14 protein-coding genes are annotated in these 15,541 nt (G+C 46.4%); 6 read left to right on the top strand and 8 right to left on the bottom strand.

Annotation, left to right across the window (positions count from 1 at the left end; all coding sequences use genetic code 11):
* Positions 1–34: 34 nt before the first annotated feature.
* Positions 35–733 (bottom strand): RluA family pseudouridine synthase, encoded by a 699-nt coding sequence (locus IM792_RS05875; RefSeq protein WP_194100913.1) that lies wholly within the window; start codon positions 731–733, stop codon positions 35–37.
* 125 nt (positions 734–858) lie between these two features.
* Positions 859–1,674, bottom strand: a complete 816-nt coding sequence (gene panB / locus IM792_RS05880) for a 3-methyl-2-oxobutanoate hydroxymethyltransferase (protein ID WP_194100914.1) — start codon at positions 1,672–1,674, stop codon at positions 859–861.
* Positions 1,675–1,964: 290 nt separating this feature from the next.
* On the opposite strand from panB, the gene carA reads away from it, so the two are divergent.
* The 5 genes from carA to IM792_RS05905 all read left to right on the top strand — a co-directional run bounded on the left by carA (position 1,965) and on the right by IM792_RS05905 (position 6,336).
* Positions 1,965–3,065 carry a glutamine-hydrolyzing carbamoyl-phosphate synthase small subunit gene (gene carA / locus IM792_RS05885; protein WP_194100915.1) on the top strand — a complete coding sequence of 367 codons (1,101 nt, stop codon included), beginning with the start codon at positions 1,965–1,967 and terminating at the stop codon, positions 3,063–3,065.
* Positions 3,066–3,263: 198 nt separating this feature from the next.
* Positions 3,264–4,145, top strand: coding sequence for a LiaF domain-containing protein (locus IM792_RS05890; RefSeq protein WP_194100916.1), 882 nt, complete (start codon positions 3,264–3,266; stop codon positions 4,143–4,145).
* A 55-nt stretch (positions 4,146–4,200) separates the two neighbouring features.
* Entirely contained in the window at positions 4,201–4,536 is a 336-nt protein-coding gene (locus IM792_RS05895; RefSeq protein WP_194100917.1) for a DUF4288 domain-containing protein, read from the top strand.
* 20 nt (positions 4,537–4,556) lie between these two features.
* Complete coding sequence (locus IM792_RS05900; RefSeq protein WP_228084961.1) at positions 4,557–5,609, top strand: histidine kinase; 1,053 nt, start codon at positions 4,557–4,559, stop codon at positions 5,607–5,609.
* Positions 5,587–6,336 (top strand): LytTR family transcriptional regulator DNA-binding domain-containing protein, encoded by a 750-nt coding sequence (locus IM792_RS05905; RefSeq protein ID WP_194100918.1) that lies wholly within the window; start codon positions 5,587–5,589, stop codon positions 6,334–6,336. The genes IM792_RS05900 and IM792_RS05905 overlap by 23 nt, the downstream gene beginning before the upstream one ends.
* Positions 6,337–7,004: 668 nt before the next feature.
* Here the strand turns inward: IM792_RS05905 and IM792_RS05910 are convergent.
* Positions 7,005–7,304 (bottom strand): septum formation initiator family protein, encoded by a 300-nt coding sequence (locus IM792_RS05910; protein ID WP_194100919.1) that lies wholly within the window; start codon positions 7,302–7,304, stop codon positions 7,005–7,007.
* A 484-nt stretch (positions 7,305–7,788) separates the two neighbouring features.
* On the opposite strand from IM792_RS05910, the gene IM792_RS05915 reads away from it, so the two are divergent.
* Positions 7,789–8,907 carry an acyltransferase gene (locus IM792_RS05915; RefSeq protein ID WP_194100920.1) on the top strand — a complete coding sequence of 373 codons (1,119 nt, stop codon included), beginning with the start codon at positions 7,789–7,791 and terminating at the stop codon, positions 8,905–8,907.
* 60 nt (positions 8,908–8,967) lie between these two features.
* On the opposite strand, the gene hemN is transcribed toward IM792_RS05915, so the two are convergent.
* From hemN to IM792_RS05940, 5 genes are all read right to left on the bottom strand, one after another.
* The gene (gene hemN, locus IM792_RS05920; protein WP_194100921.1) at positions 8,968–10,335 is read right to left on the bottom strand and encodes an oxygen-independent coproporphyrinogen III oxidase; all 1,368 of its coding nucleotides are present in this window, start codon (positions 10,333–10,335) and stop codon (positions 8,968–8,970) included.
* 5 nt (positions 10,336–10,340) lie between these two features.
* Positions 10,341–11,375: a 2-hydroxyacid dehydrogenase gene (locus tag IM792_RS05925; protein ID WP_194100922.1), complete on the bottom strand. Its 1,035-nt coding sequence runs from the start codon at positions 11,373–11,375 to the stop codon at positions 10,341–10,343.
* An 81-nt stretch (positions 11,376–11,456) separates the two neighbouring features.
* The gene (locus IM792_RS05930) at positions 11,457–12,506 is read right to left on the bottom strand and encodes a response regulator (protein ID WP_194100923.1); all 1,050 of its coding nucleotides are present in this window, start codon (positions 12,504–12,506) and stop codon (positions 11,457–11,459) included.
* On the bottom strand, positions 12,503–13,693 hold the full coding sequence (locus IM792_RS05935) for a PAS domain-containing sensor histidine kinase (protein ID WP_194100924.1): 1,191 nt from the start codon (positions 13,691–13,693) through the stop codon (positions 12,503–12,505). The genes IM792_RS05930 and IM792_RS05935 overlap by 4 nt, the downstream gene beginning before the upstream one ends.
* 112 nt (positions 13,694–13,805) lie before the next feature.
* Entirely contained in the window at positions 13,806–15,431 is a 1,626-nt protein-coding gene (locus tag IM792_RS05940) for a glycoside hydrolase family 31 protein (RefSeq protein ID WP_194100925.1), read from the bottom strand.
* Positions 15,432–15,541: the final 110 nt, after the last annotated feature.

Raw genomic sequence — 15,541 nt, forward strand, 5'->3', positions numbered from 1 at the left:
ACCATGGTCTATGGTCCATAGTCCATGGACTAAATCATTCCATCAAATGCGCAAACTTATCCCAAAAGCCATCCTTGGGTAGCGGGGCCTTTATTTCAACAGGCTCATTTTTTACCGGGTGGATGAACTGGAGTTTACGGGCATGCAGACTAATGCTTTTACGCAAACTGCCGCGCGGATAGCCATATTTATTATCGCCTACTATGGGGCAATTCAGGGTTGATAGCTGTACCCGTATCTGGTGCGGTCTGCCGGTTATGGGGTTCACCTCAATCAAATAATAGCCATTAGCCTCGCCTGCCAAGCGGTAATGCAGTTCGGAGCGCATGCTGCCCGGCACTTCATGCCCATGGGCTTTGGTAACGTTTTTCTGCTGATTTTTTACCAGCCAGTGTACCAGGTCGCCGTACTCGGGTTCGGGTTTGTTGCGTACCACAGCGTAGTAGGTTTTGCGTATCTGGCGGGTTTTAAACAGTTGGTTCATCCTGTCCAAAGCCTTGCTGGTTTTGGCGAAAAGTATAACGCCGCTCACTGGCCTGTCTAACCTGTGCACCACGCCTAAAAATGCGCCGTTAGGCTTATTATATTTTTTGGCGATGTATTTCTTTACCTTTTCATCCAATGGTTCATCGCCGGTATCATCTACCTGCACAATATCACCCGCGCGCTTGTTAACGGCAATCAGGTGATTATCCTCATATAATATATCGTAATCGGTAATAGGTTCGCTCATGTTTTGCTAATGATATTGAGTTCATGGTTCATAGTTAATAGTTCATAGTATTTAGTGCAATCTGAATAGAGCTGCCATGAACTATTAACTATGAACCATGAACTACGGTAATAACTATCAACTGCCTAATATTGTTCCTTCTCGTTAGGGAAATCTGCCGATTTTACGTCGGTAACGTAGCTTTTTATGGCATCGTTCATCACATCGTACAGGCTGGCGTACTGGCGTAAAAAGCGTGGCTTAAAGCCTTTATTAATGCCCAGCATATCGTGTATCACCAATACCTGGCCATCGCAATGCTGGCCTGCGCCAATACCAATGGTAGGTATGCTCAGGCTCTCGGTAACTTCTTTAGCCAACAGGGCGGGTATTTTTTCGAGCACTACGCCAAAGCAGCCCAGCTCCTGTAGTTTAAGGGCATCCTCACGCAGCTTTTGCGCTTCGGCTTCCTCTTTGGCCCTTACGGTGTAGGTGCCAAATTTGTATATCGATTGCGGGGTTAAACCCAAATGGCCCATAACCGGTATACCAGCTGCCAGTATGCGGGTAACAGATTCGGCTATTTCAATACCGCCTTCAATTTTTACAGCATGCGCGCCCGCTTCCTTCATAATACGGATAGCCGAATTTAAGGCTTCCTTTGAGTTACCCTGGTACGAGCCAAAAGGCAGATCGACCACTACCAGCGCGCGCTTGGCGGCACGTACTACTGATGCGGCATGATAGATCATCTGATCGAGCGTTATGGGCAGAGTGGTTTCGTGGCCGGCCATTACGTTCGAGGCCGAATCGCCTACCAGTATAATATCAACCCCGGCATCATCAACAATGGTGGCTAAGGAGTAATCGTAAGCGGTAAGCATTGATACTTTTTCGCCCCTCATCTTCATCTCCTGTACGGTGCGGGTGGTTACGCGTTTTATCTCTTTGTTAACAGACATGAGCTTGCTGAATTTGATGGCAAAGGTATGTAATTGTAAAGCGCTTTTTCAACACCGAATACAATGTTAAGGCAAACCGCTAATTGCTTGGTAATTGAGCGTGGTTAACATGGTGTTAACAAGCCATTATTCAAATATTAAAAAATACAAAAACATACTTTAAAATTACACTGCTTTGCCGTATCTTTGCGGCGTGAAAATGGAAGTGCCTTACTTCATTAATTCTATAAGTTTTATCGGCGCGTCGCACCAGGCAAACCGGGTTTTTAAATCATTTAATTTATTTTATAATGACCAACTACACCAAACTACCGGCTGTATTATTACTGGCTGACGGTACAGTTTTTCATGGCAAAGCTGCCGGAAAGATCGGCACCACCACCGGCGAGATCTGTTTTAACACCGGTATGACCGGCTACCAGGAAATTTTTACCGATCCATCTTACTTCGGTCAAATTATGGTTACTACCAACGCCCACATAGGTAACTATGGCATCAGCGGCGAGGAAGTTGAATCAGGCAGGATACAAATAGCTGGTTTGGTTTGTAAAAACTACAACATTGCCTACAGCCGTAAACAGGCCGATGAATCAATACAGGATTATTTTCAGGAGCAAAACATTGTAGGTATATCAGATATTGATACCCGCCAGCTGGTGCGCCACATACGCGATAAAGGTGCCATGAATGCCATCATCTCATCAGAGATATTGAATGTTGATGAACTGAAAGCCAAGTTAGCCGAAGTACCATCAATGGATGGTTTGGAGTTATCATCACAGGTATCAACTACCGAAACTTATACCTTTGGTAATGAGGACGCGCCTTACCGTGTTGCCGTGCTTGACCTGGGTGTTAAAAAGAACATCCTGCGCAACTTTGCCGATCGTGATGTATTCGCTAAGGTATACCCTGCAAAAACAACCTTTGCCGAAATGGAGCAGGATTTTGCCCCGACAGGCTACTTTATATCAAACGGCCCCGGCGATCCATCGGCCATGCCTTACGCGGTTGCAACCGTAAAAGAGATATTGGCTGCCGATAAACCAATGTTCGGTATATGCCTTGGTCACCAATTGCTGGCTTTGGCTAATGATATCCCGACCAAAAAAATGTTCAACGGTCACCGCGGCTTAAATCACCCGGTAAAAAACATCATTAAGGATCATTGCGAGGTTACCTCACAAAACCACGGTTTTGGTGTAGTGCCCGAGGCTGTAAGATCATCAGACAAAGTTGAGATCACCCACGTTAACCTGAACGATCAATCGATAGAAGGTATCCGTGTAAAAGATAAAAAAGCGTTCTCGGTACAATATCACCCTGAATCGTCACCAGGCCCGCACGATTCGCGCTACCTGTTTGATGATTTCATCGACCTGATGAAATAGTATCATCCAACGTAAAATATACAGCGACCGGTTAATTGCCGGTCGCTTTTTTTATACCCCTGATTTTAGCTTACGGAATTTTCACCGCCAAAATTACCGTGTTTACCGAGTAGTTACCTTATGCTACCCAATAGGTGTTTGCCTGTTATAAATGTTATAGTAGTTTTATATCATCAAATAATTGTAGAGAAAACTAACATGAGCAATAATATAGAATATAAAAAAGGACCACGTAACGGCAAGGCCATCGCCGGCGTGATCCTGCTGGTGCTGGGTGGTGTGATGCTCATCCAACAACTAAATATAGTTTTATTCCCGGGTTGGTTGATTAGCTGGCCAATGTGGTTCTTAATACTACCGGGCATATATATAGGTACACGCAGCAACTTCCACAAATCAGCCTGGTTTATACTGGTGGGTTTAGGTTTAGCTTTTATGGCCAACGAAGCATTTGATAGTTATAATGTAAACGCCGATGGCGTGATATGGCCGGTAGCATTCATTGTATTTGGTATTTGGATGATACTACGCAGAGGCAACAGGCACGATGCCGCCGAATGGGATAAACTACGAAACGGTGGCCGTAAACAACCTGTTGACTTTGGCACCCCGCCTCCCTTTACGCCCGACCCGGTAGTTGATTACCGCGTAACGCCCGATGCTGAACAACCCACCACTGCCGAGCAGCCCAAAGCCGAAGCACCAAGCGAGCCTTTCACCGTAAAAGGCAAGATATATAATGATGATATACTGGACGCTACCGCTGTATTTGGCGGTGTGGATAAGATAGTATTCTCGAAGGATTTTCGTGGTGGCGAGATCGTTAACATATTTGGTGGCAGCGAGATAGACCTTACCAAAGCCGACATACATGGCCACGTTATGATAGAGGTAACCCAGGTGTTTGGTGGTACCAAGCTGATCGTTCCGCCGCACTGGCATGTAATATCTGATGTATCGGCCATATTTGCCGGGGTTGATGATAAGCGCATGCGCCATACCACCACCATTACTAACGAGAAGGTGCTGATCATTAAAGGTGTGAGCATATTTGCCGGCATCGAGATACGCAGCTACTAATTGATATATACCAACTAACCTCACAATTAATACACACAACAAACCATTTACCCACATGAACTGGTACGTAACAAAACTTATCTTCAGGATAATTAGCGGCGATGGCAACCATCCCGCTCAGTTTGACGAGCAATTACGCCTTATTAATGCCGATAACGAGCAAGCCGCCTTTAAAAAGGCCAACAGCATAGGTGTTGATATTCAGGACAGTTTCACCAATGCCCAAAAGCAAATGGTACGCTGGCAGTTTGTTGATGTTACCGAGGTAAACCCCATAAACGGACTTACCGATGGTGCCGAACTGCATTACCAGATACACGAGGCACCTGATGCCGACCTGTACATTGCCTGGGCTCACCACAGATCGGCTTTGTTAGCAATTAACAATTAATAATATAAGGGCGCACGGTTTTGGCTATCTCTAAATCAGAAATATCACGGGCTTACCTGGCTATTGCCATAGGTGGCGTTGCCTGGGCGGCATTGCAAACCTATGTTATACATAGCTTTGGGTTTGATTGGTATATGGCCATAATTGATGGCGTGGGCAGCTCGTTGCTGCTTAGCGGTGCCTGCTGGTTAATTAATAACAACCTGCGCTACTATCAACCGGGTAGGGGCAGCTACATTAACCTGTTTATTTGGTGTGTGGCCTTAGCCGCTATTTGCGCCGCGGGTGTACGCTACCTGCTGCCGCTGCTAAAACCGGGCGAGGTGTATGTTAACTTTTTGCAGCAATCGCTCATTATCCGCCTGTTCACTAACTTTTTGGCTATAGGCTGGATGGCCATGCTGAGCGCTATATGGTTCTCGCAGCTCGATCAAAAAGAAACCGAGAAACGCCGCAACGAGGCCGAAAGCCTGGCCCGCGATGCGGAGTTATATAACCTGCGCCAGCAATTGCAGCCGCACTTTTTGTTCAACAGCCTTAACTCCATTAACGCGCTGATAGGCTTTAAGCCCGATCAGGCGCGGAAGATGATACATCAGTTGAGCGACTTTTTGCGCGGTACGCTGCGCAAGGATGATCAGCAACGTATTACCCTGAATGAGGAGCTGGCGCACCTTAACCTTTACCTCGAAATAGAAAAGGTACGCTTTGGCCACCGCCTGCAAACCGAAATAAGCTGCGACCGTACCTGCGGCGAGGCCATTATGCCTGCCATGCTGTTGCAGCCCATTGTGGAGAATGCCATAAAATTTGGTTTGTATGATACTACCGGCCAGGTAACCATCAGCATACGTGGCGAAATGGATAATAACTACTTGGTACTGATGGTGCAAAATCCGTACGATCCGCAAACGTCGCGCCCTAAGCAGGGTACCGGTTTTGGGCTGCGTGGCGTGCAACGTAGGTTATATTTGTTATTTGCCCGTAACGATTTGATGGAAACTCATGCAAATGATAATATATTTACAACCATTATAAAGGTACCACAGGATGAAACGCGCATTAATTATTGATGATGAGCCATTGGCACGGATGGTTGTAATGGAGTATTTGCTTGAGTTTAAAGATCAGATAGAACTTATACAGGAGTGTGGCGATGGTTTTGAAGGTTTAAAAGCTATTCAACAACACAAACCCGACCTTATATTTCTGGATGTGCAGATGCCCAAAATAACCGGTTTTGAAATGCTCGAGCTGGTTGACCAACCGCCATCAGTAATTTTTACCACCGCCTTTGATGAATATGCCATTAAGGCCTTTGAGGCACATGCTATTGATTATTTGTTAAAGCCCTTCAGTAAGGAGCGTTTTAGCAAGGCAATTGAAAAATACCTGGCCCTATCTGCCGCGGATGCCAAACCTGCCGCCAAAACTGAGAAGCTGCTGGAAGATGTTGCCCAGGGCCATGCCCAGCACGAGCGCATCGTAGTAAAAACCGGTACCAAGGTTAAGATAATCCCGGTACGTGATATTTTGTACCTGCAAGCCGATGATGATTACGTAAGCATCATAACCGCCGAGGGCGCATACCTCAAAAACAAAACCATGAGCTTTTTTGAGCAAACGCTTGATGGTTCGCAATTTGTACGTGTACACCGCTCATACATACTAAGCGTTGCCGAGATAACCCGTATAGACCCCTACGAAAAGGACTCACACCTGGCCATCCTGAAATCGGGCGCCAAGATACCGGTAAGTAAAACAGGGTATGCTAAGTTAAAGCAGGTGTTAGGGATATAATTCTCATCATTGTCATTTCGAGCGATAGCGAGAAATTCCTGTCGTACAACCCCACCTAATCCTCCCCGAGGGGGAGGACTTTAAAAAATGATCTATTATAAAGACTGTCATTTCGAGCGATAGCGAGAAATCTAACGCTATGGTATGAACGCGGACAGATTTCTCCTCGTACCTCGTTCGAAATGACAAAAAATAGGTTAACAAAAAGCGCGTCGGCCTGGCAGAAAACCGGGCCAGGGTGTATGGACTGTGGGCGGAAGGTTTTTTCTGCCTTGACTTTTGGTTACTTTGTGTCTAAGACAAAGTAACTGGGCTCTGCGCCCAAGAGCAGACTAACGATAATAAAAGTACAACCTTTGGTTTAAAGCTTGATCCTCTCGTAAAAGCACAGCATCTTCATTACTTGTCCTCAATTTCTTTTGAGCGATCAAAAGAAACAAAAATCGCCGGCTACGCCCTGCCCGGTGAAAGGGTGTGTTTTTGCAGGGACTGTGCTACTCCGGGCATTTCTGATGCCGGTAGAATAGGTTATTTAGGGTTTGTGCTTTTGTATAAGGACTTTTAGCTCCCTCTCCTTTAGGAGAGGGTCGGGGTGAGGTTATTAAGGCGACAAATTTCTCCTCGTACTTCGATCGAAATGACAAAAGTTACAATAGTAGAGAGTAAAACTACTCCTCTTTGGTTTCTTTACTTACCATGTAAACATCCTCATTCTCTTTTTTCATGAGATACTTTTCGCGGGCGAATTTTTCGAGGTGGCGGGGGTCGGAGTTTAGTTCGTCAAGGTCTTTGGTAACCTTGTCGGTTTCGGTTTTGTAGAAGTCGCGTTCCTGTTCCAGCTTGTTCAGTTGCTGGTGATACTCGTAGCGCGAAAGCAGATCGTTGGTATCAAAAAATATCATCCACACCACAAAAGCAACCGTTACCAGGAAGAACTTGTTGCTGAACAAGGCAATAAGACGTTTCATTTTTTCGGGCGCTATAATATTCATCTAAAGCTATCTATATTTTTTGACGGATGCAAATATCATTATTAACTAATTAACATGCGTGCATAATGTTTAGCTGTTTTTGGAATGCGCTGGGTGTAAGAGAAGTAAAAATAAATCAGCGAATTTCTATTACCTCTCCTTAAATCCTCTTCTAAAGGGAAGGCATCTTCACAAAAGTTTAAGCACAAACCATGAATACGCTACAATTCCGGCCTCTTAATTTTCGGGTAGCACTAAAGAAACACTGGCTTTCATAGAAAATTAAACAGCCGGCAGTTTTTCTTTGGTTACTTTCTTTTTTCTGCAAAAAAGAAAGTAACAACCACTAACGATTCAAGTGAGTATATCATTGTACTCATGAGCAGTGAAAGTGCTGTTAAAAATCGTCAGTCAGCTTTTTTTGCACGTATTAAAAACCCCTTTATTCCTCATTTCTCAACCATTCTGTTAAATTTGGTTCATGCAATCTAACCAATTACAAACCAAACCCCATTACCAAATACTTGACGGACTGCGCGGCGTGGCGGCGCTTATTGTGGTAATATTCCATATCTGCGAGGCGCATGCTACCAGTAAGTTTGATATGATAATCAACCACGGTTACCTGGCGGTCGATTTCTTTTTCCTGCTTTCGGGCTATGTTATCGGCTACGCTTATGATGATCGCTGGACTACGCTCACAATCGGCGGTTTTTTCAGGCGCAGGTTGGCGCGATTGCAACCCATGGTTATTGTGGGCATGATCATCGGTGCCATTTGCTTTTACTCGTCTGATTCGCCGCTGTGGCCCGATATACATACCGTACCTGTTTGGAAATTGTTGGTGGTAATGCTGGTAGGCTTCACGCTGATACCCGTCCCGCTATCGTGGGATATCCGCGGCTGGCAGGAGATGCACCCGCTGGATGGGCCGGGATGGTCGTTATTTTTTGAATACATAGCCAATATTTTATATGCGCTTGGCCTGCGCAAGCTGCCTAAAGGCGCGTTATGGGTGCTGGTGATAGCCTCGGCGGTATTGTTGGTGCATTACCTGGTAACCGGCCCTGCCGGAGATGTTATTGGCGGCTGGACACCCAATTACGAGCAAATGCGCATTGGCTTTACCCGTATGTTGTTCCCGTTCTTCGGCGGCTTACTATTATCGCGCATCACTAAACCCACCTATATTAAAAACGCTTTTTTATGGTGCAGCGCGCTGCTGATAGTTACCCTGGCCATACCACGCATTGGCGGCACCGAGAATTTATGGATGAACGGTCTATACGAATCGTTCGCTATAATTTTTGTGTTCCCGCTGATAGTTTATTTGGGTGCCAGCGGACAGGTGCATGGCAAGGCAGGTAAGGGCATCAGCAAGTTTCTGGGCGATCTGTCGTATCCATTATATATCACCCATTACCCTTTTATATACGTTTACACGGGTTGGGTAAGTAAGGATAAAGGCATGAGTTTCGGCCATGCTATACCGTTTGCATTGCTAACGTTTGTGGTATCAATAACCGTTGCTTACACCGCGCTAAAATGGTATGATGAACCAGTACGGGCATGGTTAAAGCGCCGCGCGCAAAAGGCATAGTACAAATGGCCGGAATAATATCCCGGCCACTCTGATTGTTAATTGTTGGGGTTGTATACGTTATCCGTTCATGCTGAAAAGCTGGGTGGCGGGTTTGTTTTGCCACAGTCTTTCATCAAAGGCCATACATATATTGCGTAAAAAGCGTTTGCCAAGCGGGGTAACCTTAAGGCACCAGGAGTTCAGTTCTATCAGGCCGTCATCAAACAAAGGTTCGAGTCGTTCAATACTGTTTATTAGTCCGGCAGAGTGGTGGGTATGGTGGTTCCAGCAGGTTTGGCCTTTGCACATAATGTTGAGTATATGGCGACGCAGCAGCATATCTTCGTCAGTAAGTTTATGCAGCTTGATCAATGGCAGTTGCCCGGCATTGATCATCGTCATATAATCCTCCACCTTTTTGGCGTTTTGAGCATAACCATACCACGAATCGCTTATGGATGATACCCCCAGCCCGATAAGTAATTGTGTATACTGATGAGTATAGCCCATAAAATTACGGTGCAGCTGACCGTTCTGTTCGGCATGGTAAAGGCTATCGGTACTTAGCGCAAAATGATCCATACCGATATCGTGATAGCCTATTTTGCAAAATAGCTCGCAGCCCATATCGTAAAGCTTACGTTTAAGATAGGCATCCGGCAGGTCACCCTCCGTATAGCGGCGCTGACCGGGTTTTACCCACGGCACATGGGCGTAGCTGTAAAAGGCTATACGATCGGGCATCAGCAAAGCAACTTGTTGCAGGGTATCGGCCATGCTTTCTAAGGTTTGCAGGGGCAGGCCATATATCAAATCGAAATTTACCGAAGTATAGCCGATGGCACGTGCCTCGTATGTCACTTTTTTTACCTGCTCAAAGCTTTGTATGCGGTTAATAATGAACTGCACCTTCGGGTTAAAATCCTGTATACCCAGACTCAGCCTGCGAAAACCAAGATCAAACAGCGTTTGCAAATGTTCAGTAGTAGTATTACCCGGATGCGCCTCAAAGCCAAATTCAGCATCAGGATGTATTGCGGCTCCATCAAATAAGCCATCTATCAACACCCGCAAATTTTGCGCGCTGAAAAAGGTAGGGGTGCCACCGCCCAAATGTATCTCGCGTAATACGGGCTGATCATTAAATAGGGCTTTGTACATGGCCCATTCCTTCAGCACGGCTTCAATATAAGGCAGCTCAACACCGTGGTTTTTGGTGATGCGGGTATTGCAGCCGCAGTAGGTACACAGGCTTTCGCAATAGGGGAGGTGCACGTACAAACTTATGCCATCGGTATTATTGGTTTGTACAAATGATGCCTTTACCGTGCGTTCCCAATCCGTCACGTCAAAACGTGATAAATTCCAGTAGGGTACGGTAGGATAGCTGGTGTAGCGTGGCGCTGCAACATTGTATTTATCGGTTAATGCTTCGGGTACGGGCATGGCAATTACATTCGAGCTATGTTTTTAATGGGCTGCACTTCGGCGCGGCAACTGTTGGCGCAGGCACAGGCATTGCCGGTACATTTGTTTTGCTGCCACAAATCGAGGTTTTTAATGGTTTGATCGCATATTTGTTGCAGGGCCTCGTTAGTTAAAAATGCCTGGTGCGGGGTAATTAACACGTTCGGGCGCGACATCAGCTCCGTAAGCAAAGCATCCTTCAATGTATCATGCGTGTGATCCTGGAAAAACAAACCTTTTTCGTTTTCATAAACATCTAAACCTAAATAGCCTATTTGCCCGGTGTTGAGGCCTTGCAAAGCCACCGGGGTATCGATCAGTCCACCGCGCGAAGTATTGAGCAGCATAACACCCGGTTTCATTTTGGCGATGCTTTGGCTGTTGATGATGTGGAAGGTATCCGGAGTAAGCGGCGCGTGGAGTGATATAACATCTGCTTGGCGCAGCAATTCATCCAGCGGTACAAATTCAATATCGGGCAGGCGTGCGGGCTTGTTAACATCATAGCCAATAACCCGGCAGCCCAAACCCTTAAAAATAGCCGCCGTTGCCAGGCCGATATGCCCTAAGCCTATCAGGCCTATGGTTTTGCCGTAAAAATTAAAGCCTATCAGGTCGTCCAGCTTAAAATCAAAATTAAGGCTATGCTTATGGGCCACGGTAATACGTCTGCTTAATGCAAGGGCAAGCGCTACGGTATGTTCGGCAATGGCTTGTGGTGAGTATACAGGTACGTTGGCCAGCTTAATGCCCCGACTGCCCGCGGCAATTTTATCGATATGATCGGTACCTGCTGAGCGGGTAGCAATGTATTTAATGCCCATATCGGCCAGTTTGTTGATCACCGGGGCTGAGGCATCATCATTGGTGAACAGCACCACGGCATCCTTACCCTCGGCATAGGCGGCCGTTTCAATGCTCAACGGGTTTGATATGAGCGTTATATCATGCTTTTTTTGGTTGGATTTTGCCAGAAACTCCTTCTCAAAAGCTTTTATACTGTAGGCTACAACTTTCATTTTGCTAAATGCTTTGCAACAAAGTTAGCCGGGTGACATCAGCTAAAACATGCCTGCCGTCAGTACAAAAAATGATGTTCGTCAGTTTTTCATTTTTATCAGGCGGTTTATGTCCAGTATGGTTACCTGGCTGCCTTTTTTCTCTATCGAGCCTTCTTCCTTAAAATCTGTAAGTGTACGGCTAACGGTTTCGGTAGCCATACCGGCCATAGCTGCCAGCTCATCGCGAGATATTTTGAACTGCGCCGGGTCGGCCGATTGCTTGCTGAGGCGGATAAGCACCTGTGCCAAGCGTTTACGTACTGAATTGTAAGCCAGTTCTATCAGCTGTTCCTCTTTTTCGCGCACGTTATTGGCCAGTATGCGGATGAATTGCTGGCCCACATCCGGGTATTTATTGAGCAGGTTAATGGTCATATCCCTCGGCAACAAACACACTGCCGAATCCTCAACCGCTTCGGCGGTATCGGTATAGCTTTCATCAAGCAGCAGGGCATGTATGCCTAGGTAATCATCGGCCTTGTAAAGCCCGGTGAGTAATTCGCGGCCATCCTCGGCCATTTTAATGGTTTTTACACCGCCCTCAAGCACCAGGTACAGGCCTTGCGGGGTATCGCCATCATAATAAAGTATCTGCTTTTTTTTGATCTGCCGCACCTTGCGCCCGGCTATCATGGTTTTCAGTTCGGCCAAACCCTGCCCGCTGCCGCTGGCCAGTTTCTCCAATTTATCTATCGATTGATTATAGTATTCTTCCTGCCGTTGTTTCTTTTTCAGGCGCGATTCAATGGCGTTCAGCAGCTCAATATCATCAAAGGGCTTGGTGAGGTAGTCATCGGCACCCATTTCCATCCCTTTCCTGAAATCAACCCGTTCGGCCTTAGCTGTCAAAAAAATGAATGGTGTACCCGCCGTATCGGCGTTTTTGCCCAGCATGTACAACACGCCATAGCCATCCAACTCAGGCATCATAATATCGCACAGCACCAGGTCGGTTTTGTGCTGAAAGGCCAGATCAACGCCCGCCTTGCCATTGCTGGCTTGCAGAACCTTGTAGCCGCTAAGCTCCAATATTTCGGCGGTGCTTTCCCTTATGTCGTTGTTATCCTCAATTATTAATATGGTTGTCATACTCGTACCGGAAATGCTAATGTGAATGATGTACCCTGGTTTATCTTGCTTTCAAAGGCTATTTGCCCGTTCATTAATGCGGCATAGCGCGCTACAATGTTAAGCCCAAGCCCCGTGCCGGGTATGTTACCTGTATTATGCGCTCTAAAAAACGCCTCGAACAAATGTTTCTGGTCGCTTTCGGGTATGCCGATGCCGTTGTCTTTTATAATGATGATGAGCTGATCGCCGGTCAGTTCGGTATTAAATTCAATGAACGTATGCTCGCCGCTGTATTTTATAGCATTGCTGATGAGGTTGATAATGCAATTGCGCAACAAACCCTGATCAAGGCTTACTAAACTGGTGGTGCCGGTATGCTGATACACAATGTTTTGCGCCTCCTTGGCTATCATCTGCATCTCCTCGGTAATTTCTTCGGCAAACTTCACCACATCAAAAGGTGTAAAAACGGGTTCCACCTTTCCGGCCTCTAATCGCTCCAACGACAAAAAATCGTTCAGGATGCTGGTAAGGTTACCTATTGATCCCTTTATTTTGTTGATATGCTTGGTAATATTAGGGTTTTCGAGCTGCGAGGCATATTTTTCAATAAGCACGGCCGAAAGTTGTATGGCGCTCAACGGGGTACGAAACTCGTGCGAGGCCATAGATACGAACCTGCTTTTCAACTGCCCGAGTTCTTTCTCCTTTTCCAGCGATTGGCTTACTTCTTCTTTGGCTATTTGCAGGGCATCAACCGTTTGTTTGAGCGATAGGGTACGTTCCTCCACCTGTTGCTCAAGGTTAGCGGCATATTCGCGCAGGCGGTCTTCGGCTTGCTTTTCGCGGCTAAGGTCATGTATAAAGCCGGTGTATATCTTCCGCCCCGAGTATTGTACCTCGCTCACCGCCAAACGAAATGGAAATATAGTGCCGTTTTTACGCAAACCCTGCACCTCGCGCCCAATGCCTATGATGTGCGCCTGCCCGGTATGCTGGTAACGGTGAATATAATCATCGTGGCGTTCCCTGTCGGGCGGGGGCATCAGCATGGCAATGTTGCGGCCAACCACTTCTTCGGGCTCGTACTGAAAAAGCTTGCATGCCGACGGGTTGATTGATTCCACCCTGCCACGCTCATCAATGGTGATGATACCGTCAATAGCGTTTTGAATGATAGCGTTTAGCAAGGCAGCGTTCTCCATGCGGTTAAAATATGATATTGCTCACAAATATCATAATACACAGTCCTATCCTCAAATGATGATGCTCAACCCGAAAAGTGACGGCGATCATTTTTTTAGCTGAGCCTATTGCCTATTTGCCCACCCACTCAAAAACCGGCAGCCTGTTAAGCGGTACATCCTGCTCAATTTTGGCGGGGCCTTTTATGGTTTTGCCTTTATCATCGCGCCATTTGCCTTTGGGTAGGTATATGGTTTTCTTTTGCTCTTTTGATACTGCCGGGGCTATCAGCAATTTATCGCCCAACATAAACTGGCTCTTCACTTCGGCATAACCCTGATCAGGGAATTGGTATTCCATACTGCGTACTATGGGCTGCCCTGTAGCTGCCGATTGTTTGGCCAGCTGCATAATGTAAGGCGTATGTTTTTTCCTGATCTCCACAGCTTGTTTTACCAGTGCCAGGTTCTCCTTGCTCAGCACCCGCCATGGCGCTACCGAGAACTGCATCATAGGCATCAGCGCCGAACATTGTGCCGAACGAACCACCAATTCTTCGTCCAGTTTATCCTTGCCGATGAATGAGCCGTACTCGCCGCCGCCAATCATATCGGGGCAGGTAAAGTTATAGCCCAGCAAACCGGCCACCGTGATATGCGGTATCAATTTTTGCAGATCGACCCAGGTGTGTTGCTTATCGCGCAGGCGTTGTACCAGCGGCTCGCCGGCCATTTTCCACATGGCGCGGTATTCGTTAAGCGGGTAGTTCAACCCGATCTCGCCCCACAGGCGACTATGCTCATTAGGCGTAACTTTTTTAAACGAGATAGCATCCGCCGGATAAAAATCGGCATCACCTGCATCAAGCTTAAAACCATCCAGGTGGTAGGTGTTCACCATGTGATCGAGCCTGCCCTTAAACCACTCCTTAGCCTGCGGATTAGTAAAATCGAGCACGGCGCTATAGCCATTCCACCAGCTGATGATGGCCGGGTTGGTAGCCTCGTTCCAGGTCTTGGTTTTTTGATCTCCGCTGTACAGTAATAGCTTTTTGCCTAATAATTCGCGGAAAACCTCCGTATCAGGCGATACGAACGGACTTATCCATAGCATCACCTTAAAGCCCATTTTGTGCAAACTGTCAACCATCGCGGTAGCATTGCTAAAGCGGTCTTTCCTGAAATCGAACCGGCCATAGTAATCGGCCCAGTTATCATCAATCATCAGCACCCCGGTAGGGAAACCGTTGGCAACAATATCATGCGCGTATTTAAGTATGTCGGCCTGGTTTTGGTTGTAAACCAGTTCTATCCAGGTGTTATATTGCGGTCGGCTAAACAACAAGGTATCCGGCAGTTTGCCTTTTGTGGGGAAGTGTTTTTTATTGGCATTGATAAATGCTTCCTTTAAATTATGCCCTGTGGAGTCGATCTCGACAGGTTGGCTGTTGCCTGATATCAGTAATTTTCCGCCGCTTACCGTAAACTTAAAAGGCTCATCGCTCCACACATATCGCCCTTTGGTTGATAGCAATAGCGGGCTTGCCTGGTTGGTGCCCGTATTAGCGAACAGGTCAAAACTATAACCATCCTTAAACGGCATGGTATGCGCCTCGTTAACCACGCCACCGTACCATTGCTCACCTTTTTTAATATCAACAGTAATGTTTTGGGCTGATGCTTTACTCGCCATCAACATAATAATAACAAGTTTTGATATTGACCGGTAAAACTGGATGGATAGTATAGTTTGGCGCATAGGTAGTTAAATAAGGGTTAATTGTGTTTTAATAAATATGAACCAAAAGCACGACTAAAAAAAGAGGATGGCGGCTCATAGCCAAAAAAACATCAACACAAACGTTTGCA

Source organism: Mucilaginibacter sp. JRF, assembly GCF_015223065.1.
Classification (GTDB): domain Bacteria; phylum Bacteroidota; class Bacteroidia; order Sphingobacteriales; family Sphingobacteriaceae; genus Mucilaginibacter.

Bases quoted from the DNA above. Each gene is read 5' to 3' on its own strand.
- IM792_RS05875 (WP_194100913.1), bottom strand. From the start codon at position 733: ATGAGCGAACCTATTACCGATTACGATATATTATATGAGGATAATCAC.
- panB (WP_194100914.1), bottom strand. From the start codon at position 1,674: ATGTCTGTTAACAAAGAGATAAAACGCGTAACCACCCGCACCGTACAG.
- carA (WP_194100915.1), top strand. From the start codon at position 1,965: ATGACCAACTACACCAAACTACCGGCTGTATTATTACTGGCTGACGGT.
- IM792_RS05890 (WP_194100916.1), top strand. From the start codon at position 3,264: ATGAGCAATAATATAGAATATAAAAAAGGACCACGTAACGGCAAGGCC.
- IM792_RS05895 (WP_194100917.1), top strand. From the start codon at position 4,201: ATGAACTGGTACGTAACAAAACTTATCTTCAGGATAATTAGCGGCGAT.
- IM792_RS05905 (WP_194100918.1), top strand. From the start codon at position 5,587: ATGAAACGCGCATTAATTATTGATGATGAGCCATTGGCACGGATGGTT.
- IM792_RS05910 (WP_194100919.1), bottom strand. From the start codon at position 7,304: ATGAAACGTCTTATTGCCTTGTTCAGCAACAAGTTCTTCCTGGTAACG.
- IM792_RS05915 (WP_194100920.1), top strand. From the start codon at position 7,789: ATGCAATCTAACCAATTACAAACCAAACCCCATTACCAAATACTTGAC.
- hemN (WP_194100921.1), bottom strand. From the start codon at position 10,335: ATGCCCGTACCCGAAGCATTAACCGATAAATACAATGTTGCAGCGCCA.
- IM792_RS05925 (WP_194100922.1), bottom strand. From the start codon at position 11,375: ATGAAAGTTGTAGCCTACAGTATAAAAGCTTTTGAGAAGGAGTTTCTG.
- IM792_RS05930 (WP_194100923.1), bottom strand. From the start codon at position 12,506: ATGACAACCATATTAATAATTGAGGATAACAACGACATAAGGGAAAGC.
- IM792_RS05935 (WP_194100924.1), bottom strand. From the start codon at position 13,693: ATGGAGAACGCTGCCTTGCTAAACGCTATCATTCAAAACGCTATTGAC.
- IM792_RS05940 (WP_194100925.1), bottom strand. From the start codon at position 15,431: ATGCGCCAAACTATACTATCCATCCAGTTTTACCGGTCAATATCAAAA.